This window comes from Vibrio sp. B181a (assembly GCF_030248375.1).
Classification (GTDB): domain Bacteria; phylum Pseudomonadota; class Gammaproteobacteria; order Enterobacterales; family Vibrionaceae; genus Vibrio; species Vibrio campbellii.
Window position 1 is genome coordinate 33574 of sequence record NZ_JAHGAD010000020.1, and the last position, 21030, is coordinate 54603.

Below are 21030 nucleotides of genomic sequence, written 5' to 3' on the forward strand. Positions count from 1 at the left end.
TATCAGGCGATTAGTATTCAAATAGGAAGAAGTACCCGTAGCCGACAATCAACGCAGGGATGGCCGAGTAGACAGTCGCAACTAACGCCGCTTTCGGTGCCATAGCAATGGCAGGGAATAGGGCATCACCATCATTTGAAATAGCATTTGATAACTGTGCCGATAATGGTACCGCGCCTGAGATATACAGACTGGTAACCAGAATTTGTGGCCCACAGCCCGGCAGCAGGCCAATTGCAAGGCCAATCAGTGGCATCCAAATCCCCCAACCAGAGAACGTAGAGCCTAAATCCAGACCAGAGAAGTACGTGGTGAGCTCAAAAGCGAGGAAAGCCAAAATTACCCATGCGCTAACAAAGTTAGTATCTTGCGCCGCTTTTTGAATTGGGTGGGAGTCGATGATTTTGTCATCTTCCGATACGGTCGACTGGTAGTCGCCAAGTTCCTTGGTCATTGCCCACAGGAACATACTGATCACCGCAAACGTCGCCCCTAACCACTCCATGGTGTTGTCTTTCAAACCAAGCATTTGGTTAATATCGACTTGAAAAGAGCCAAGTACTGCAACGATAGTGACAGGCAAAAGCAACCATTTCCAAAACGCACCTTGCAAGTTAATCGCGCGCTGCTCCATTGGGGTATGTGTGTCGCCATGGCTGTTACAGCACTGTGCTTGAGGTGATTGTTCTTTCTGTTTTGGGCGCAGAAAATCATCGGCATGGAAAGCGTTCACCACCCAGCCAGACAACGTACCAACCACAATGCCCAAAGCGATGATACTAAAACCCGTCGCAGGCTTGGCCGCAAGCAACAAGAAAGCCGCATCGCCCATGGTTGAGGTAAGCACGGCAACGATAGCGCCAAAGCCAACACGTCCGCTGATAAATTGCGTTGTTACAACAATTGCACCACCACAACCAGGAAGCGCACCAAGCAGTGCAGCAAAGAACACTTGATGGCTACGAGAGCGGTGGTAAAGCGCGGTTAATCGATTAGTCTTCGACATGAAGTTCGACAGGTAGTGGTATATCGCGAGCGTTGCAGCAACATAACAAGAAACGGCCCAGAACGAATCCGATAGCGTGGCGACGGTGACATCTCTTGTCGCTTCACTTGCTAATAGCGCGAGCAACGCAACGGGTAGCAAAAGTCGCTTATAAGCAAGGCGAAATTGAGCAGGTTGCAGCAACGGGTGTGCTGAATTAAAAATCTTGGTTGCGTTCATAGTAAGCTTAAATGCAAATGGTAATAATTCTCATTATATGAAAGTGAGAATTATTCGCAATAGGCCGTAACAACTTTTCTTCGTGTCAATCTGCCCCAAATCAGGTAAAGTAAGCGCCTTTGTGAGCAAACCCGCTTCCTCGGTGTAATTCGTTATGCAATTCACCCTGTTAGGAAGCCATCAAATTGACTTGAATAGGAAGAGACATGATTCTAGTTGTAGGTCATAAGAACCCAGACAGTGACAGTATTTGTAGTGCACTAGTTGCAACTGAACTTCTAAAGGCGCGTGGCGTAGAAGCAATGCCAATTCGTCAGGGCGAAATTAACCGTGAAACTCAGCACATCCTAGAAGTAGCTGGCGCAGAAGTTCCTGAGCTACGCACTTCAGTAGCTGGCGAAACTGTTTGGCTAGTAGACTACTCAGATCTAGCGCAAGCACCAGACGACATCGCTGAAGCTGAAATCGCGGGTATCGTTGACCACCACCGTCTAGGTGACGTGATGACAGTGAACCCAATGGAAGCATGGATCTGGCCTGTTGGTTGTACTAACACAGTACTATTCAACATGTTCAAGATTGAAGGTCACGAGATCAAGCCTCAAATCGCTAAACTAATGATGTCAGCTATCCTATCTGACACAGTAGGTTTTGCTTCTCCAACTTGTACTCAAAAAGACAAAGATGCTGTTGCTGAGCTAGCGGCTATCGCAGACGTACAAGACGTTGACGCATTCACTAAAGACCTTCTAATTGCTAAGACAAACATTGAAGGTCTATCTGCGGCTGAACTTGTTGAAAAAGACCTTAAAGGTTACCCATTCAACGGTCGTGACGTAGTAGTAGGTCAGGTTGAACTTGCAACTCTAGAGCAAGTTGACGGCATGATCGAAGCACTAGAAGCCGATCTAGAAGCGCGTTGTGCAAACGACAACCTAGCATTCGCTGCTGTTATGCTAACAGACATCACTACAGCTCAGACTCGTCTTCTTTACAAAGGTGAGTGGGCTGAGAAGCTTGTTAAGCACGAGAAAGACGGCATGCTAATGATGGAAAACACTCTAAGCCGTAAGAAGCAAGGCTGGCCTTGGCTTCAAACTGAGCTTGTGTAATTTCATTATTACCGACGTATACTGTAAATGCCCGCCAATAGGTGGGCATTTTTCTATGGGAATAGGAGACGAACATGTCTGAAGCATTAACCCAAGAGCAAATGGACACCATCAATCGCTACAACGAAGAGCAGCGTTTGAAATACTGTGTGAAGGAAATCGTAGCAAACCGCAAAGTGTGGATTCTGAAGGACGAACACGGCTGCGTGATGTTAAACACAGAAGACGACGATTGTGTACCAGTGTGGCCAAACGAAGAGTTTGCACAGCAATGGGCGACAGGCGACTGGGAAGAGTGTGAGCCAGAGGCTATCTCTTTGAACAAATGGCACAGTCGTTGGACGTCGGGTCTAGAAGATGATGAGCTGTCTGTTGTGGTTTTCCCGAACCAGAATGAAGAAGGCGTGGTGCTGTTTCCAGATGAGTTTGATTTCGAACTGCGTAAGCAAGCGAGCCGTCGTTAAGCATTACCAATTGCGTTCTGAAATTCAGAGACTAAAAAGCCTGCGCTGATGCAGGCTTTGTTGTTTTTAGAGGAAGGCTTTCAGAGGAAGCGAATACTAGAAACTTACTACTCGCTCAATCTTTAGTGGTTTGGCGCTTTGTAGAAGTGGCTCTCTACCAATCGCTGAGTAATCGCATGCTCTGGGTTGGTCAGCACTTGGTTTGTTTCGCCGAACTCCACCACTTCGCCTTCATGCATCACCATTACTTTGTCGGTAATGTGTTTCACGATGCCAATATGCTGAGACACGTAAACAAACGACAAGCCCATCTCTTCTTGCAACTCTAAGAATAAGTTGATGATCTGAGAGCGCATCGCCATGTCTAGACCGTTTAGTGCCTCATCAGCAACGATGATGGAAGGTTGCAGGATAAGAGCACGAGCAAGACATACACGCTGCTTCTGACCTGCTGCAAGCATTTGCGGATAGAAATAAGCATGCTCTGGCAGTAAACCTACGCGCAACAGAGTATCTTTTACACGCTTCATACGTGCATCCGGCGGCATGTTAGTGTTTCGTTTTAACGGACCTTCCAAAATGCGGCCAATCTGAATACGCGGGTTCAAAGAGGTGTTTGGATCTTGGAAAATCATGCGAATTAACTTACAACGCGTCGAGTAATCTTCGTGTTCAAGGCGCTCACCGTTTACACGAATCTCACCGGAACTTGGCTCAACCACACCCGCTAACATTCGTGCTAGGGTTGATTTACCTGAGCCGTTTTGGCCAATAAAGCCAATAGTTTGACCCGGCTCCAGGGTAAAACTAACCGGTTTAACCGCTTCTTTGACTGTGCGTTTAAACAGACCTGAGCGCGTGACAAACTGTTTCGATAGGTTATCGACTTCAAGCAACGCACTCATGAATGTTTCTCCGTGTTCAATGGGAAGTGACAGCTAAATTTATGAGTCTTGATACGTCTCGTATGGGGTATCTCGACACATTGTCTTTGTGCATAAGGGCAACGAGGCCCTAAGCGGCAGCCGATTGGCAAGTGCTGCAAAGGGGGGATTGACCCCGGTAGTGATTGCAGTTTCTGCTTATGAGGAATCCAATCATTAAAGTCGGGCATTGCTTTGAGCAGTGCCGCAGTATATGGATGCTTCGGAGCCTCAACCAACTTCTCGGTGTCAGCGGATTCAACTGATTGGCCGCAATACATTACCGTAATACGATTCGCCCATTGAGTAATTGTGGTCAAGTCATGGCCAATCAACACAATCGTGGTGTTGTTGAGCTGATTCATTCGGCTCAACAAACGCAGGATTTGTGACTGCGTGATTGGGTCAAGGTCGTTGGTAGGTTCATCGGCAATCAAGATTTTTGGCTTGGTTGCAATGGCCATCGCGATCATGACTTTCTGACATTCACCGTCGGTTAGCTCGTAAGGGTAGCTGCCCATCAAGCGTTTGTGATCTTTGATGCCCACTTTGTGGAGTAGGGCAATCGCTTGTTTTTTACGCCATTTGAATCGTTCCCACCATTTTCCTTCGAAAGAGCGAGAAGGGATCGATTCGATCAATTGACGTCCTACTTCTTCAGAAGGATCTAAACAGGTCGAAGGCTCTTGGAAGATCATCGCGATATCGCGAGCTATCACTCGTCGGCGCTCTTTCGGTGTCAATTGAAGCAAGTCAATGTTACCAAGGCGCATTCGGTCCGCGGTGACTTTCCAGTTGTCCTTACAAACGCCAACAATTGCTTTGGCAACCAGACTCTTACCTGAACCTGATTCGCCCACTAGACCACGGATTTCCCCTTCATTTAGGGTAATGCTCATGCGGTCGACGGCTTTCACCAAACCTGATGGCGTTTCAATTTCAATGGTTAAATGTCGAATATCTAGTAACGGCATTATTCGATCCCCGCATTGAGCGCTTGGCGTACACCTTCACCCACTAAGTTTAGAACAACCACGGTAAACATAATGGTGAGACCCGGTAGCGTCACAGTCCATGGTGCGATGTAAATCAGCTCAACGGAGTCGCCAAGGATTGCGCCCCATTCAGTACTTGGTGCTTGAGCACCCAAACCAAGGAAGCCTAGTGCTGTGATATCTAAAATTGCTACAGATAGTGCCAGTGTGATTTCTGCCGCGATAACAGTGAGTACGTTTGGCAGAATCGAGTTCCACAGTAAGTAGAAGTCATTGGCACCATCTAGGCGAGCCGCCATGATGTAGTCTTTTTCTACTTCCGTATGGACCGCGATGTACACAGAGCGAATAAAGCGCGGAATCAAAGCCAAGCAGATAGCCAGAAGGATGTTGAACTCACCAAAGCCAAGGAAAGCCACGAAGATTATCGCCAGTAGTAGAGATGGGATCGACATTACGGTATCGAGCAAGTGGTTCAAAGTACTCGATAACAGACCTTTAGTCATGCCTGCCAAAACACCGATAAAACAGCCAATCAAACCAGCAATGACCGTTATGGCGACGGCTGCACCGAATGTCAGCTGAGAACCCATAATCAGACGCGAAAGGATGTCACGACCCAAGTCGTCTGTGCCAAGAAAGTAGTCCACGGCACCTGCTGGTGCCCATGATGGAGGCACAAGTAGTTCGCCCGATTGAGCTTGTGGATCATAAGGCGCAAGTAATGGCGCAAAGATGGTGATCAGGATGATGAAAATCAGACACCACAAGCCAAACATTGCCAAGCTGTTGGCACGGTAGCTACGCCAGAATCGTTCGAACTGAGTTGGAATGCGTTCTTCCTGATAAACGTTATTTGTTAGCATACCATTCCTTTCTCACCAGAGGGTTAATCATGGCACCAATCAAATCCGAAAGGATGTTGGCAGTTAAAACAAGGGTTGCTAGCACCATTACGCCTGCCTGAATGGAAGCGTAATCTTGATTTGAAAGTGCATCCAACAACCAACGACCAATACCCGGCCAGTTGAAGATAGATTCAGTAATGATCGCTAGCGTGATCATGCTAGAAAGCTGAACACCAACTTTTGGCACAATAGGCGGAATGGCGTTACGTAGCACGTGTTGTGTCACGATCTCGCGGTTGGATAAACCTTTGATTCGTGCAGCACGGATGTAGTTTTGGCTCATCACTTCTGCCACTGATGCGCGCATTAAGCCGATAACTTGGGTAGTAGGAGCAAGCGCTAATACCAAACATGGCAAGATCATGTGTTCGATAACACTTTGCAGCGCGTGTGCTCGGTATTCACCCTTTGCCATGAATGCATCAATGATCGCGAAACCCGTTACGTGGTCAATCTCGTACAGTAAGTCATAGCGGCCAGCAACGGGGAACACGTGATACTGCAACGAGAACATCATGATCAACATCAGCGCAACCCAGAAGATAGGCGCCGAGTAACCAGACATAGAGATAAATGAGATGCTGGTATCTAACCATTTACCCTGTTTCATGCCTGCAATCGTGCCCAGCGGGATGCCGATAAGCAATGAAACGACAAAGGCAAAGAAACACAACTCGAGTGTTGCAGGGAAGACAATGGCTAACTCATCGTAAATTGGATGTCCGTTCTTGCTGATACCAAAATTGAGCTGTGATAGCTCAACAAGGTAGCTTTGCCAACCTGCCCAAAATTCAACGTTTGCCCAATGAGAACTCGGATCCAAACGCAATAGCGAAAAGCCCACTAACGTGAGAATCATCAAAGTGATGACAAATAGATTAAGACGTCTTACGGCGTACCAAAACATTAATGGATTCTCTCAACTCTATCAAAAGGTTGTGCATTGAAAGGGCTCGATTTAAAACCTTTCAGCGATTTGTCGTGGACACGGAATTGAACGCCGTGAGCCAATGGAATAACTGGGAATTCTTCATTGAGAATATTCTGCGCTTGGCGATATAGGTTCAAGCGGTAACGTTGCTGTTGAGTTTCTAGTGCAAGATCCAACAAGAAGTCAAAATCATCGTTACACCACATCGAAACGTTCAAACCAACGCGTTCTGATTCACAAGACAGCAGAGGGCGGAAGAAGTTATCCGGATCGCCCGTATCCCCAATCCAACCAGTGAGCAGCAAGTCTACATCATTGATGTTTTCCAGTTGGGTACGTTCAAAGCGGTCATCAGTCAGCAGTCGTAACTCGACGCCAATGTCTGCGAAGTTTGCTTGAATCAGCTCTGCGGTCTTACGCGGACTTGGGTTAAAGGCGCGTGGTTCCAATGGCACCCACATAGTCAGTTGCAGACCTTTCTCGTAACCCGCCTCTCGAAGAAGGGCTAGAGCATAATTACGGTCATAACGTATTTTCACGCTGTCTTTTTGGTAAGCCCAAGAGTTAGGTGGAAGTAGGGTGTAAGCTTGAGTACCAGTGCCGTAATAAACTGAATCAAGAATGTTCTGGCGGTTGATCGCTAGGTTCAATGCTTGGCGAACACGAGCATCGCGCAGAGCTGGGTGTTCAGTGTTAATCGCGATAAATGAGACGTTATTAGCAGGCGTTGCGGTTAACTCTAGCTCTTCCGTTTCTTGAATGATTGGAATCTGACTCGAAATTGGTGATGCAAGCACATCACACTCGTTTCTCAGCAGCTTAGCGAGCGTGCCAGTACCGCGGTGAGAAATGTCGAACACCACCTGTTCCATCTTGGCTGGTGACTTCCAATATTTAGGATGGCGCTCAAGACGAATCAAGTCGTTCACTTGGTACTCTTTTAGTTGGTAGGGACCAGTACCGATAGGTAACATATCGATCTGTTCTTTCTCATCTTTTACTGCGAGTTGCTGGCCATATTCGGCAGAAAGTAGCACGGCATGACTGGTCGCAATATTGGCTAGAAAGGCAAAATTAGGTTGAGAGAGCACAAACTTCACTGTGTCGTTATCCACAGCGACAACATCTTTCACCAAGTTTTGGAAATCCAAACCTGCAAACCATGGATAAAAACCACCACCGACGTCGTGAAACGGATGGTCTACATCAATGATTCGCTTGAAGCTGAATACCACATCTTGTGCATTAAAAGGTCGGGTAGGTGTAAACCATGCTGTCTTTTGAAACTGAACATCCTGTTTAAGATTAAACGTGTATTCGGTGCCTTCTTCATTAACGGACCAATTTTCTGCAAGATTTGCAACGGGTTGATGGGTTTTGGGATCAAGTGTGAGCAGCGTATCGTATAGCTGAGGGCTAAGTGCTTCGGCAGTGATACCGCTGTCAATGAGCTGAGGGTTAAACGTGGTTGGCTTACCTTGCCCACAAAACACAAAGCCATTCTCTCGAATATCATTGTGATCGATTTCATCACCACATGCGGTGAGTAAGCTAATACCAATCAGGCTCAGCGATAGTCTTATAAAAGCTTTCATAATATGAAATGGTCATTGGACTTTGCTTGCTCCCTCAGCTTTTTGCTTCAAGGATGACAAGCGAAAATGATCTCGCTAATTTATCACCTTTGCCAACTCGCTCCAAACATAAAATCGTTGAGTCGCGGGGTGTTAGATCAAATTACCGTATCATTGTCTGGTTGTTGACCTTATTTGCCTCTCAAATTGCTCACTAATTTGTGTAAAACACTCGCGTTTACTAAAACCGCTTGTTTTCCTTCAGTATAGTGAGCCATTACTCGAGTGAGAGGGCATGTGGCAATTATCCTTGACCGACTAAGCCATATTTTCTGACCATACCTCTAAGCTGGTGGTAGCTTAACCCCAATAATTCTGCGGCTTGGCGTTGGTTAAACTTCGCTTCTTCTAGTGCTCGGTTTAGCAATTCAATATCTTGATCTTCTTGCCACTGCTTGTAGTCCAGAGGGAAGTGGATTGCGGAGTGCGGAGTGGCCTCTGTTGTCTCGGTTTCTTCCTGAGCGGCAGTGTGGCCGAGTGAGTTATCCCAACCAGTTTGAAATGGGTTGAAGATAAGGTGTTCGATAGGATCTGAATTGAGACCGTGACGATAGATTGCTCGTTCAATCACATTCTTTAATTCACGAACGTTGCCCGGCCATTCGTAATCGAGCAGTGACTGTTGTGCCTCTTCCGTAAAGCCAACAAAGTATTCCAACTGCAATTCACGGCACATCTTGATCGCGTAATGCTCGGCAAGGGAAAGAATGTCCTCTTTTCGCTCCCTCAGTGGCGGAAGCATAATGACATCAAATGCCAAACGGTCGAGCAAATCCGCACGGAAATCCCCTTGCTCTGCCAGTTTTGGTAAATCAGCATTGGTTGCACAAACCAAGCGAACGTCTGCAGTTAGTGCAGTGTGTCCACCAACGCGCTCGTATTCGCCATATTCAATCACACGTAGGAGTTTTTCTTGAACGAGGAGTGGCGCGGTCGCCAATTCATCAAGGAACAAGGTGCCACCTTCGGCGCGTTCAAAGCGGCCTTTATGCTTGCCTTTCGACCCTGTAAATGAACCCGATTCGTGACCAAACAGCTCTGAGTCAATCAAACCCTCGCTTAATGTCGCACAGTTTAGAGAAAGCAGTGGCTTATCCCAACGCTTTGATAAATAGTGTAAACGTTGCGCGATGAGCTCTTTACCTGTGCCTCGTTCCCCAATAATAAGAACGGGCCGCTCAATCGGCGCAAGTTGTGATACTTTATCTAATACGGCGAGAAAGGCGGGCGATTCACCAATGAGGTTCTGCTTCATAAAATCCTTCTTATTTTCTGTCTGGCCAAGATTTACAGTATTGAAGTTGGTGAAATTTACCAACAGTTGGTAAAAACCATCATAGCATAACGGTATGCAACAACAACAAAATGCGTAAGCTATTGTTTAATATAGACAATAAAAGTTGGCACGCTACTTGTTATATGTAAAGGAAGACACAAGGTGAATCACCGCCTTGTCGAGTTTTAATAGGAAAAAAGAGGAGTTCCGTTATGGGTATTTTTTCTCGTTTTGCAGATATCGTTAACTCAAACATCAGTGCATTGCTAGACAAGGCGGAAGATCCTGAAAAAATGATCCGTCTTATCATCCAAGAAATGGAAGACACACTTGTAGAAGTGCGTACTAACTCGGCGAAAGCGATTGCAGACAAAAAAGAGTTGGCTCGCAAAGTCGAAGCACTAGAAGAGCAAATCACTGAGTGGGGCCAAAAAGCAAGCCTAGCACTAGTGAAAGAGCGTGAAGATTTGGCACGTGCTGCTCTGATTGAAAAGCAAAAGCTAGAGCAAGTGATTAAAGGTCTTCACACTGAACAAACACTTGTAGAAGAAACGATCGAGAAGCTAACAGGCGAAATCGGTAAGTTAGAAGCAAAAATCACGGAAACTCGTGCGAAGCAACAAGCGCTAGCAATTCGTAACCAAACGGCATCTAACCGTCGTGATGTACAAAAGCAGCTACATGCAGGTCGCACAAACGAAGCGATGGCAAAGTTTGAGCAATACTCTCGTAAGATTGACGAGATGGAAGCAGAAGCAGACCTATACGCGAAAACAGGCAACGCAAAGTCACTAGACCAAGAGTTTGCCGAGCTACAAGCACAAGACGAAATTGAAAAAGAGTTGGCAAAACTGAAAGAACAGATGTCATCGAACGATAAATAAGAAAGGAGCCATTTATGTCGACATTTTTTATTACTGGACCATTGATTGTCTTTTTAATCTTTGTCGCTCCACTATGGCTCTTCTTACACTATCGCAGCAAACGCAAAGCAGATAGTGCACTGTCGAGCCAAGATCTTGAGCGCCTTCAGGTACTGTCTGAAAAAGCGGAAGCGATGCAGTCTCGAGTTGAAACATTGGAGCGTATCCTAGACTCAGAATCCCCAACGTGGAGACGTAAGTATGATTAAACGAGAACTGTATCGTGACCCAGTAAATGGCAAAATCTCCGGCGTGTGTGCCGGAGTCGCAAACTACTTTGGCGCGGAAGTTTGGTTGATTCGTATCGTTGTGATTTCCGCTGCTTTGTTGGGCGGTACTTTCCTAGTCTTGTTGGCCTATATTGCGATGACCTTCATGCTAGAAAAGCAGCCGGTGACCTACACTGAAAACATTAAGTCTCGTCAAGAGCACACGCTGAAAAGTAAGCCTTGGCAGAAAGGACAAAGCCCAGATCAGCTGTTAAGCGTGTTGGAAAATGACTTTAACCGCCTCGATGGAAAAATCCGCAACATGGAAGCGTATGTCACTTCTGATACTTATCGCGTAAACAGAGAGTTTAATAAGCTCTAGTGATTAGTTACTAATTTATTGATAAAGCAGGCTTCGGTCTGCTTTATTTTTGTCTCAAATTGCTATTTTTAAAGAAATTTTTTGCTCTGATGCTCTAGAAGAACACCATAAATTCATCTACTTTAAAAGGAATGGATCTTAAATGGATGAATTAACATGAGAAAAGCGCTCATTCCAATCGCTGTCATGACGGTTCTCTCAGGATGTGGAAAAGAGCTACCACCAGTCCCTGAACCCGAATCTCGGCCCGCCAAACTCTTCACGGTCTCTGTAGGCAATGCTCAGTTTGAAAGACATTTTCCTGCCACCACAGAAGCCGGTGACCGAGCAGTACTCGCATTCCGAGTGCCAGGTTTACTTCAATCAATAGAAGTGAATGCTGGACAAATGGTTAACAAAGGTGATGTACTTGCCGTGCTCAACCCTGACGAGTACTCACTCCTAGAAAAACAAGCTCGCGCGAATTACACCTTAGCCGATGTTCAATACGAACGTTCGAAAAAGCTTCGTAAAGAGCAAGTGGTGTCCGAGCAAGATTTCGACGCAGCAAAAGCCAATCACAACTCGGCAAAAGCACAGTGGAATCAGGCTAAAGCTAACCTGAGATACACTAAACTTGTTGCCCCTTATGACGGCACAATTTCTTATCTTCCTGCTGAAAATCATGAATACGTGGCGGCCAAAGAAGGCGTCATGAACATTCAAACCAATCAAGTGATGAAAGTGCTGTTCCAGCTACCAGACCACTTGCTGAGTAAATTTACTCAAGGAGCCAATGCGTACGCGACGATGACGTTTGATGCGTTTCCTGAGCAGTCGTTTGACCTGACTTTCCAAGAAATTGATACTGAAGCGGACCCAAAAACCGGCAGTTATAAAGTCACCATGGTAATGGCACGCCCTGAAGGGGTAGGTATCTTGCCTGGTATGTCTGGGAACGTACATTTAGTGTCTGAAAATGCGGGCGCAACAAGAATCCCGAGTTCAGCGATCTTCACTGAAGATGGTAAGACGTGCGTTTGGCGAGTCACTGACCAAGGCATTGTCGAAAAAGCGTCTGTCACTCTAAATGAGAAACAACAAATTGAGGCGGGCTTGGATGATGGTGACCAAATCATCGTATCTGGCGTGAATGTCATTGAGCCGGGAATTAAGGTTCGTGAGTGGGTGAAGGAGCGAGGATTGTAATATGAAAGGAGTCTTAGCTTTAACCACTCTATGTTCGGCGATGTTACTTGCTGGCTGTGGTGATAAAGGGCCGGAAAGAGAATTAGAAACCCCTCGTGTTCGCGTTGCTTCCTTGGAAGGAAAAAAGGTTGATGACAACTTGTATTTCCCCGCTGTAGCGAATGCTGCTGATCGTTCACATCTGAGTTTCCGTGTGGCGGGAGAGGTAAGCCGGGTATTAGTCAAAGAGGGCGACAAGGTCATTAAAGGTGACGTGATTGCCACGCTAGACCCAACCGACTACCAACTGGATGTCGATAACGCATCGGCACGTTTTTCTGTTGTAGACAGTCAATATCGCCGTTCAGCGCCTCTAGTGAAAAAAGGCTTACTGGCAAAATCTCAATTTGATGAAATTGCAGCACAACGCCAAATTGCACTAGCAGAGCTGGAGCTTGCAAAACTACGCTTGTCATTTACGGAGCTGAAAGCGCCAGTTGACGGCATCATCTCTCGCGTAAACGTCGACCAGTTTGAGAACATTCAAGTTGGTCAATACATTGTGAACATTCACAGTGTGGACCGCGTTGAGGTTCTGATTCAGCTCCCAGATCGTTTGTATGTGAACCAGCCTCCGACAGAGGAGCTTTTATCGGGTATCAATGCTGTGGTTCGTGTACCTAGTGGTAACGAATATGAAGCGCACATCAAAGAGTTTACAACACAGCCTGATCCAGACACTGGCACCTTTACCGTGACGCTGTCGCTGCCAATGCCTAAAGATGAATATATCCTTGACGGTATGGCAGTGGATGTAACATCAAAAGATGAGAAAACAGGTCTCGATCTCAATATCGGCATCAACGTGCCAATTGAGGCGATCTTCAATGCTGATGGTGATGATCTGAGTCGCGAGAACAAGTTTGTTTGGGTCTTGAATGACGACAATACGGTGACTCGTAAGCAAGTCCGCGCTGGCAAAGCGTCGCAGACCTCGGTACAGATTCTCGATGGTTTAGAGCTTGACGACAAAGTGGTTGTCGCTGGTGTTTCCCGATTAAGAGATGGCATGAAAGTGGAAGTGGTTAAGCAGGAGGCAACTCAATGAGTGAACAAAACAATGTTGCGCCTCAAAAAGATGATGATGAAAACGTAACGGGTATCGCGGCGTATTTCATTCGTAACCGTGTAATCAGTTGGATGGTATCGCTGATCTTCTTGATTGGTGGTGTCTCCGCGTTCTTTGGTTTAGGTCGCCTAGAAGATCCGGCCTTTACGATCAAAGATGCAATGGTAGTGACTTCTTACCCTGGTGCAACCCCGCAACAGGTTGAGGAAGAGGTGACTTATCCACTGGAAAAAGCCATCCAGCAGCTCACTTATGTGGATGAAGTTAACTCGATTTCTAGCCGTGGTTTATCACAAATCACCGTGACCATGAAAAACAACTATGGTCCAGATGACTTGCCGCAAATATGGGATGAGTTACGCCGTAAGGTCAACGATCTAAAAGGCTCATTACCGCCGGGTGTGAACGAACCGTCGGTCATTGATGACTTTGGTGATGTATATGGGATCTTGCTTGCGGTCACTGGTGATGGTTACAGCTATAAAGAACTGCTCGACTATGTTGACTATTTGAGGCGTGAGCTTGAACTGGTTGATGGGGTGAGCAAGGTTTCGGTTTCAGGCCAACAACAAGAGCAAGTCTTCATTGAAATTTCGATGAAGAAGCTAAGCAGTCTTGGTCTTTCTCCAAATACCGTCTTTAACTTACTGTCGACCCAAAACGTCGTTTCTGACGCTGGTGCGATAAGAATTGGTGACGAGTACATCCGCATTCAACCAACTGGTGAGTTCCAAAGTGTTGATGAGCTTGGCGATCTATTGTTGACCGAGTCGGGTGCACAAGGGCTTATCTTCTTGAAAGACGTTGCCGAAATTAAACGTGGCTACGTCGATGTCCCAACCAACATCATCAACTATAACGGCCAATTGGCGCTGAACTTGGGTGTTTCTTTTGCTCAGGGTGTGAACGTTGTTGAAGTGGGCAAAGCATTTGACCGTCGTGTTGCAGAGCTGAAGTACCAGCAACCCGTTGGCGTTGAGATTTCAGAGATCTACAACCAACCGAAAGAAGTGGACAAGTCGGTTAGTGGTTTCGTTATCAGCTTGGCACAAGCGGTTGGTATCGTAATCGTTGTTCTACTCTTCTTTATGGGTTTGCGCTCTGGTTTGCTGATTGGTTTGATCTTGTTGTTGACCGTATTAGGTACCTTCATTTTCATGAAGTACTTAGCCATCGACTTGCAGCGTATTTCACTTGGTGCCTTGGTTATTGCTCTAGGTATGCTGGTGGATAACGCCATCGTGGTCGTGGAAGGGATATTGATAGGTACCCAAAAAGGGCGAACGAGACTGCAAGCAGCAACAGACATTGTCACGCAAACCAAGTGGCCACTATTGGGTGCGACGGTTATCGCGGTCACTGCATTTGCACCGATCGGTTTGTCTGAAGACTCGACGGGTGAGTACTGTGGTACCTTGTTTACGGTACTGCTTATCTCCCTAATGCTGAGTTGGTTCACTGCAATCTCGCTAACGCCATTCTTTGCGGACATCTTCTTCAAAGGCCAGAAAATTAAGAGTGGCGAGGGCGAAGACAATGATCCATACAATGGCATTGTGTTTGTCATGTACAAGAAGTTCTTGAGCTTCTGTATGCGCCGCGCATGGTTCACTGTTGTTGTGTTGGTTGCGGGACTGGCGGCAAGTGTCTACGGGTTTACCTACGTTAAACAAGCCTTCTTCCCATCTTCAACCACGCCTATTTTCCAATTGGATGTGTGGCTGCCTGAAGGGACAGATATTCGAGCGACGAATGACACGCTGAAAGAGCTGGAAGGTTGGCTCGCTGAGCAAGATCACGTTGATCACATTACCACAACGGCTGGTAAAGGCTTGCAGCGTTTCATGCTGACTTATGCGCCAGAGAAAAGCTACGCGGCTTACGGTGAGATCACCACGCGTGTTGAGAATTATGAAGCCTTAGCGCCATTAATGGATCGCTTTAGAGAGCACATCAAAACCAACTACCCAGAAATTAACTACAAGTTAAAGCAAATTGAATTGGGGCCTGGTGGCGGTGCGAAGATCGAAGCGCGTATCATTGGTTCTGATCCTACTGTGCTTCGTACTATCGCAGCGCAAGTGATGGACGTAATGTACGCCGATCCTGGTGCGACTAACATCCGTCATGACTGGCGTGAACGTACACAAGTGCTAGAGCCTCAATTTAACGAGAGCCAAGCTCGTCGTTACGGCATTACTAAGTCTGACGTTGATGATTTCCTATCTATGTCGTTCTCGGGCATGACGATCGGTCTGTACCGTGATGGCACTACACTAATGCCAATCGTTGCTCGACTACCTGAAGATGAGCGTATCGACATTCGTAACATCGAAGGCATGAAGATTTGGAGCCCTGCGCAGAGTGAATTTATTCCTCTACAACAAGTGACCATGGGCTACGACATGCGTTGGGAAGACCCAATTATCGTTCGTAAGAACCGTAAGCGCATGCTAACGGTGATGGCAGATCCGGATATCTTAGGTGAAGAAACGGCAGCAACACTGCAAAAACGTCTGCAGCCAGCGATTGAAGCCATCGAAATGCCACCTGGTTACTCGCTAGAGTGGGGTGGAGAATATGAATCATCAGGCGATGCGAAGGCGTCATTGTTTACGACGATGCCGATGGGCTACCTGTTCATGTTCTTGATTACTATCTTCTTGTTTAACTCAATCAAAGAGCCACTGATTGTATGGCTAACGGTGCCTCTGGCATTGATCGGTGTAACAACCGGTCTACTCGCCCTGAATACGCCGTTTGGCTTTATGGCATTGCTAGGTTTCTTGAGCTTATCAGGTATGGTGCTGAAAAATGGTATCGTACTGCTTGATCAGATTGAGATTGAAATGAAGTCGGGCAAAGAAGCGTACGACGCAGTTGTGGATGCAGCGGTCAGTCGTGTTCGTCCTGTATGTATGGCAGCAATTACTACGATTCTAGGTATGATTCCACTACTACCGGATATCTTCTTTAAACCGATGGCCGTAACCATCATGTTTGGTTTGGGTTTTGCGACCGTACTGACACTAATTGTCGTTCCAGTGTTGTATCGTTTATTCCACAGGGTGGCAGTGCCAAAATAACGGCTGAGTTTAAGTAACATTCTAAAGCGCCTCTGGCTAACGTCAGGGGCGTTTTTATAAGGATTGAATATGGAACAAAATACGTGTGCATGGGCGATGAACCATCCACTTGAGCGTGAATATCATGATGCAGAGTGGGGTGTACCCGTTTATGACGATAACGTGTTGTTTGAGTTCATCACGTTAGAAGGCGCGCAAGCCGGTTTAAGTTGGATTACGATTTTGAAAAAGCGAGAAGGCTATCGCCAAGCATTCGAAAACTATGACTTAGATAAGCTCATTCAACGTGATGAAGTACGTACTGAGTTTATCGTTGAAAATTTCGACGTGGTTAAGCACCGTGGCAAAATTAACTCGGTATTTAGCAACGCTAAAGCGGCAAAGCAACTAATCGAAGAATATGGCAGCCTATCTAATGCTCTATGGCAGTTTGTTGATGGCAAACCTATAGTGAATCATTGGACAGACATGAACCAAGTGCCGGTCTCTACGGAACAGTCCAAAGCAATGAGTAAGTTCCTTAAAAAGAAAGGCTTTAAATTTGTGGGTGAGACGATCTGCTATGCCTTCATGCAAGCAGTCGGTATGGTCGATGACCATATGGTAAGTTGCCCGAAAAAATCCCACTGAGCGGTTTTGCTTATTGAATAGCGAATGTTGAAGGAGGCTGGCATTAGTGAAAGTGTATTGTCTAGAGAGACTTAGCACCAAGTAAAGCCAGTTACCTTTTAAACATTAACTGGGCTGTATCCAAAGCTTGGAAAAGTTACACCAACCAATCGTATTGATTTCAACTCCTGCCACTCTGGAAGGAATCGTTAAGGTTAAATCTTCCGTCGCTAAAATCGATAAAATGTTTTGCTCTGCTAGTTCATGAAGCAAAGTATTGAGCAAGGCTTCTCTTTCCTCAGAACAAGAAGCGTATCGAGCTAGGTTGAGTATTTCTTCCAAACGGCTATGTTGGCGCCAAGTCATACATTGTTGCCAATAAGGGTAGAGTTTGAAAAAAGCGAACAAGCTGGTGCTCTGATCCCCCTCTAAGCGAATCCCACCTAGGGTGATATCTTGATTTGAGATAGCGCGCCCATACTCAACTTGATGTGACTTATTTTGGTCAGAAGATGAAGGCAACGCTGCTTGAAGCTTTGCTGAAAATTGGCGGCTTTCATTATTGTCTTCGTAACTAAAACTGATCGGGAATGGCAAAGCTAAACTGCATTTGTTATCACGACTCATTAGGGTAGAAAAGCCTTGTTTGATTGAGTCAGTTTGCAGCTCTTTATGATTAATAAGCACATAGAAGTGACCGATGTTTTGAGTGCTGACTAGGTAATTCTCCTCTCCTGATTCAAGAAAAAAGAAGTTTTCTGCGCATTTCTTATCCTGCTTCCACTCTTCATGGATCCAAATTTCAATGTGTTTTGTTAATGCAGTTTGTCCACAGTAGTGTTCATTTCGGTTGAGTCTCAAAACCTTATCTGAATTGATATCGACAGAAAATGGGCCAGAACCAATGGGTTGGAACGCCAACTTTTCACTGTGAACAAAACGACTAGGAAGGATAGAAGTTTCGGCTCGACTCAATAACGAAGGAAGTAATGGATCAGCTTCACTAAGGCTGATTTCAATGCAATAAGGTGTCACCGCAAAGATGGTATCAATGTGGTCATACAAACCACGCCAATAATGGGAGTTCACTAGTGCATTTAAGCTAGTTACCACGTCTTCAGCGGTCACATTCGTCTTGTCATGAAACATCGCACTGCTGCTTAAATGAAAGCGCCAGCAAGTGTGGAAGTGTGAACTAGACCAATGGTGTGCGAGATTGGGGTGAATGGCGCTTCCATCGTGGCTTACTAAGGTCTGAAATACCTCGTGGATTAAGTGGCGTTCAGTACGTCCCATCGCAAAGTGGGGATGAAGCCAATCCAGTTTACGATGAAAGGGTGCATAGATGGTGTTTTCGCTGTTGTGGGCGGTATGAGCCAAGTATCGTTTTAAGTTGGAGGCGACACTTCGGTCATGGAAACCAACAAGCTGGTGGGCGAGATCATATCGCTCTTGACCAATGGCATGGTCAACGGCTTGATAGCAAGCGGTGACTGGTTCTTGTAAGCAAACTAATTCACCTTTCTGACCGCGTCCTTTCATGGGAGTCCATGTCAGCCATTTATACTCGCCCATTTGTTTCAATAGCGTGCGAGCGTGACGATCACTGCAATGGAAAGCATCCGCAATCTCGCCAATGTGAATATGGGTTTTTCCGGGACCTACTTTCTTGAATAGATCCTCATACAATTCCAGCTTACGTTTATTCATTGTTTTTATCGTTGTTCTTTTTGAGCTTCCGGATGCGCACTGCCATTGTCTGACACGAGGGAGAGAGCCTCTTCGCTAAATTGGGTTGTATCAAAGACCTCGTCTAAACGTTGGATTCTCTCGGCAGGCGTTAAATAGAACATCTTAGCCAAGAGCCCACGCTTCATCTCGTAATTATGGCTGGTTTGAATAAAGTTTACGATATAACGGAATGCGCTCATTGTTTAGTACCTCTTTGTTTTGGGAACAAACAGGCTAAGTGACGAGATAAAAATAAAACCGGAACAGATTTTTAGTCTGTTCCGGTTTTATCGGATGGAGCACTCAAATTGTCTGTATGCGAAGGGAGTAGAGCGAGTGACTCTCACTAATAAATTGCACCTGACTCCTTGTTTTATCTTTGTTCGCTATCATGAATTCTTTCTAATGCTTCGATGCGACGCCACTGTTTTTCTTCAAAACTCTGTTCTCTTAGTCCGGCAATTTCTAATTTCTTTTCTTCCTCGCCGAGAAAATCGTTGTTCAAGATTTCCGCTCGCTTTTTTAAATAGTCATCGAGCGAGGTATTAAAAGCCGCTCGTTTGTCATCCAGCGCTTGGAGGCGCTGAGCACCTTCTTCACCGACTAAATCAACACGAGTCAAATACTTCTCTTGTGCGTCCATTCCTGAGGCTTGATTAAGCTGCAAGACCAGTGCGTTATTGCGCTCACTTTGTTGAATGTACTCAGGTTGTGCAGCGAGGGTTTCTTCTAGCATTTGTTGATGAGTATTCGCATCTAACTTGGCTGCTTGAATAGCAAGCTTATCAATTGCTAGTTGGCGTAGCCTGTTTTCTTCATCGAACAGTTGGGCAATTTGCTCGTCAGTAAAAAACGTTCTTTGCATCGCTAGGATCGCATCATCGAGCCGCTTTAATTCTTGTAATGATAATGACCCCCCTTCGAAAGGTTCCAGCTTAGAGAGCGCTTCTTTATAAGCGAGATAGGTGTCGAACAACTCTGAACTGATACCGAGGGCGTTTTTCTGTGACTCTCCAGCATTCACAGTCGCTTTTATCGCTTCAAGGTCTTTCTCTCCCAAACTGCTTAAAGAGTATTCGAAGAAATCTTTCTGGGAGGATAGGTCAACAGTGGTGTCTTGTTGTGATTTCGCCTTTATTAGATGTGATGATTGAGGTTGGTACAGGTAAGCCGCTCCTACACTAACCAGTGATACAACGGACAATGTGATAAGAGCGACTTTTTTCATGATGGCTTCCTTATTATAAACCCTGTAGTTTCAGGCGATTAGCATGCTGGCGATATAACGTCACTGGGTCAGTCTCGAAGAGGTGGTGGATACCAAGCAGTCCGTTGATTTCATCCAGATGATTCATCTTGTAATCATCACGAATAACTTTGCCGAGGTGAGTGCTACATGCATCGACAAGACCGTCGTTGGGCCCATCAAATGCCAAGCCTAAAACCACCATTGCACCGTCAGTTGGGTCAAATAGGTTGGTAAAGTTCGAAGAGCCTGTCCATGAATAGTAATACACGCCATTCGATGCCAATAAGTCGCCGTCTCCACATGCACTGGTTGGAATACCTTCAGGATAATATTGGTTGAACTCAAGTGAGCCCTCAGTGGTGAGTGCGGCTAAAGAAGCAAGCGGATCTTGGTCAAGATCGGAACCACCAGACAGTAGGTTGATCAAGGTTACGAGCCCTTCTGCCAACTTTACTGCTACGCCTTCACTGATGGAGCCTTCTGGAACGGTGTTTCTTACGATGTCCGCCACTTTGGAGCCTTTGTTTACACCACCAATGCTAGTAACGGATGCCACTAAATCGGGACGTATTGAAGCAACGTAGCGTGTTGTCGGGCCGCCATGGCTGTGCCCAATCAAGTTCACTTTTTCTGCACCTGTTGCGGCAAGTAGCGTTTCAACTTGAGCAAGAAGCTGCTCTCCACGTGCCTCGCTGCTGTTGGTCGCAGACACTTGCGCGACATAAACCGTTGCGCCATCTTTGGTTAGAGAGTGTGGGATGCCATAAAAGTAATCCACTCCGGCAAGGGTATCGAAGCCGAACAGTCCATGAACGAGGACAATGGGGTATTTGGTTTCTGTGTAACCACTGGCGTTGGCAGATGCAAAGGGTAAGCTGCTTAAAACGAAAAGCATTGTTGTTATGAATTTGAGTTTCAAAACTATCTCCTTGTGGTATGACCTCTTGTCAATTTTATAAATTAGAAGATAAGTTTTGAGGATGAGAAGTTCATTTGTAGCACATTTTCTTGTTCTGTGATTACTCAAAAGAAAATCAACAGATTCAATGAACATTAAACTGGTGAATATTAGAATGT

Annotated in this window: 20 protein-coding genes; 9 read left to right on the top strand and 11 right to left on the bottom strand. The window is 46.0% G+C overall.

Features of this window, described 5'->3' with window-relative positions; translation table 11 throughout:
• Positions 1 to 10 precede the first annotated feature (10 nt).
• On the bottom strand, positions 11 to 1225 hold the full coding sequence (locus tag KIO97_RS09405) for a putative manganese transporter (RefSeq protein ID WP_285382156.1): 1215 nt from the start codon (positions 1223 to 1225) through the stop codon (positions 11 to 13).
• 206 nt (positions 1226 to 1431) lie between these two features.
• On the opposite strand from KIO97_RS09405, the gene KIO97_RS09410 reads away from it, so the two are divergent.
• Both KIO97_RS09410 and KIO97_RS09415 read left to right on the top strand, forming a co-directional pair.
• The gene (locus tag KIO97_RS09410; protein ID WP_038889496.1) at positions 1432 to 2337 is read left to right on the top strand and encodes a manganese-dependent inorganic pyrophosphatase; all 906 of its coding nucleotides are present in this window, start codon (positions 1432 to 1434) and stop codon (positions 2335 to 2337) included.
• Between the two features lie 74 nt (positions 2338 to 2411).
• Entirely contained in the window at positions 2412 to 2801 is a 390-nt protein-coding gene (locus KIO97_RS09415) for a DUF2750 domain-containing protein (RefSeq protein ID WP_005425781.1), read from the top strand.
• A gap of 122 nt (positions 2802 to 2923) precedes the next feature.
• Here KIO97_RS09415 and KIO97_RS09420 read toward each other — a convergent pair whose 3' ends face one another.
• From KIO97_RS09420 to pspF, 6 genes are all read right to left on the bottom strand, one after another.
• Positions 2924 to 3706 carry an ATP-binding cassette domain-containing protein gene (locus KIO97_RS09420; RefSeq protein ID WP_005425767.1) on the bottom strand — a complete coding sequence of 261 codons (783 nt, stop codon included), beginning with the start codon at positions 3704 to 3706 and terminating at the stop codon, positions 2924 to 2926.
• Positions 3703 to 4698, bottom strand: a complete 996-nt coding sequence (locus KIO97_RS09425) for an oligopeptide/dipeptide ABC transporter ATP-binding protein (protein WP_005425745.1) — start codon at positions 4696 to 4698, stop codon at positions 3703 to 3705. Before KIO97_RS09425 ends, KIO97_RS09420 begins: the two co-directional genes overlap by 4 nt.
• On the bottom strand, positions 4698 to 5585 hold the full coding sequence (locus KIO97_RS09430) for an ABC transporter permease subunit (protein WP_005529315.1): 888 nt from the start codon (positions 5583 to 5585) through the stop codon (positions 4698 to 4700). Before KIO97_RS09430 ends, KIO97_RS09425 begins: the two co-directional genes overlap by 1 nt.
• Complete coding sequence (locus KIO97_RS09435) at positions 5572 to 6534, bottom strand: ABC transporter permease subunit (protein WP_005425783.1); 963 nt, start codon at positions 6532 to 6534, stop codon at positions 5572 to 5574. The genes KIO97_RS09430 and KIO97_RS09435 overlap by 14 nt, the downstream gene beginning before the upstream one ends.
• Positions 6534 to 8153, bottom strand: a complete 1620-nt coding sequence (sapA, locus tag KIO97_RS09440) for an ABC transporter substrate-binding protein SapA (protein ID WP_285382160.1) — start codon at positions 8151 to 8153, stop codon at positions 6534 to 6536. Before sapA ends, KIO97_RS09435 begins: the two co-directional genes overlap by 1 nt.
• Before the next feature lie 283 nt (positions 8154 to 8436).
• The gene (pspF, locus tag KIO97_RS09445; protein WP_005425749.1) at positions 8437 to 9447 is read right to left on the bottom strand and encodes a phage shock protein operon transcriptional activator; all 1011 of its coding nucleotides are present in this window, start codon (positions 9445 to 9447) and stop codon (positions 8437 to 8439) included.
• A 233-nt stretch (positions 9448 to 9680) separates the two neighbouring features.
• On the opposite strand from pspF, the gene pspA reads away from it, so the two are divergent.
• The 7 genes from pspA to KIO97_RS09480 all read left to right on the top strand — a co-directional run bounded on the left by pspA (position 9681) and on the right by KIO97_RS09480 (position 16994).
• Complete coding sequence (gene pspA, locus KIO97_RS09450; protein WP_005425704.1) at positions 9681 to 10352, top strand: phage shock protein PspA; 672 nt, start codon at positions 9681 to 9683, stop codon at positions 10350 to 10352.
• 14 nt (positions 10353 to 10366) lie between these two features.
• Positions 10367 to 10600: an envelope stress response membrane protein PspB gene (pspB, locus tag KIO97_RS09455; protein ID WP_005425720.1), complete on the top strand. Its 234-nt coding sequence runs from the start codon at positions 10367 to 10369 to the stop codon at positions 10598 to 10600.
• Positions 10593 to 10982 (top strand): envelope stress response membrane protein PspC, encoded by a 390-nt coding sequence (gene pspC / locus KIO97_RS09460; protein WP_285382163.1) that lies wholly within the window; start codon positions 10593 to 10595, stop codon positions 10980 to 10982. Before pspB ends, pspC begins: the two co-directional genes overlap by 8 nt.
• A gap of 156 nt (positions 10983 to 11138) precedes the next feature.
• Positions 11139 to 12170, top strand: coding sequence for an efflux RND transporter periplasmic adaptor subunit (locus tag KIO97_RS09465; RefSeq protein ID WP_050910059.1), 1032 nt, complete (start codon positions 11139 to 11141; stop codon positions 12168 to 12170).
• 1 nt (position 12171) lies between these two features.
• On the top strand, positions 12172 to 13257 hold the full coding sequence (locus KIO97_RS09470; protein ID WP_045368577.1) for an efflux RND transporter periplasmic adaptor subunit: 1086 nt from the start codon (positions 12172 to 12174) through the stop codon (positions 13255 to 13257).
• A complete protein-coding gene (gene vmeI, locus KIO97_RS09475) occupies positions 13254 to 16364 on the top strand; it encodes an efflux RND transporter permease subunit VmeI (RefSeq protein WP_038889491.1) in 3111 nt (1036 codons plus the stop codon). The genes KIO97_RS09470 and vmeI overlap by 4 nt, the downstream gene beginning before the upstream one ends.
• Before the next feature lie 69 nt (positions 16365 to 16433).
• Positions 16434 to 16994: a DNA-3-methyladenine glycosylase I gene (locus KIO97_RS09480; protein ID WP_285382165.1), complete on the top strand. Its 561-nt coding sequence runs from the start codon at positions 16434 to 16436 to the stop codon at positions 16992 to 16994.
• 105 nt (positions 16995 to 17099) lie between these two features.
• Here KIO97_RS09480 and KIO97_RS09485 read toward each other — a convergent pair whose 3' ends face one another.
• The 4 genes from KIO97_RS09485 to KIO97_RS09500 form a co-directional block, all read right to left on the bottom strand.
• Positions 17100 to 18683, bottom strand: a complete 1584-nt coding sequence (locus tag KIO97_RS09485) for an SgrR family transcriptional regulator (protein ID WP_285382166.1) — start codon at positions 18681 to 18683, stop codon at positions 17100 to 17102.
• Positions 18684 to 18688: 5 nt separating this feature from the next.
• Positions 18689 to 18904 (bottom strand): hypothetical protein, encoded by a 216-nt coding sequence (locus KIO97_RS09490; protein ID WP_005425706.1) that lies wholly within the window; start codon positions 18902 to 18904, stop codon positions 18689 to 18691.
• Positions 18905 to 19077: 173 nt separating this feature from the next.
• Positions 19078 to 19932 carry a lipase secretion chaperone gene (locus tag KIO97_RS09495; protein WP_285382167.1) on the bottom strand — a complete coding sequence of 285 codons (855 nt, stop codon included), beginning with the start codon at positions 19930 to 19932 and terminating at the stop codon, positions 19078 to 19080.
• Positions 19933 to 19945: 13 nt separating this feature from the next.
• The gene (locus KIO97_RS09500) at positions 19946 to 20872 is read right to left on the bottom strand and encodes a triacylglycerol lipase (RefSeq protein WP_105065104.1); all 927 of its coding nucleotides are present in this window, start codon (positions 20870 to 20872) and stop codon (positions 19946 to 19948) included.
• Between the last annotated feature and the right edge of the window lie 158 nt (positions 20873 to 21030).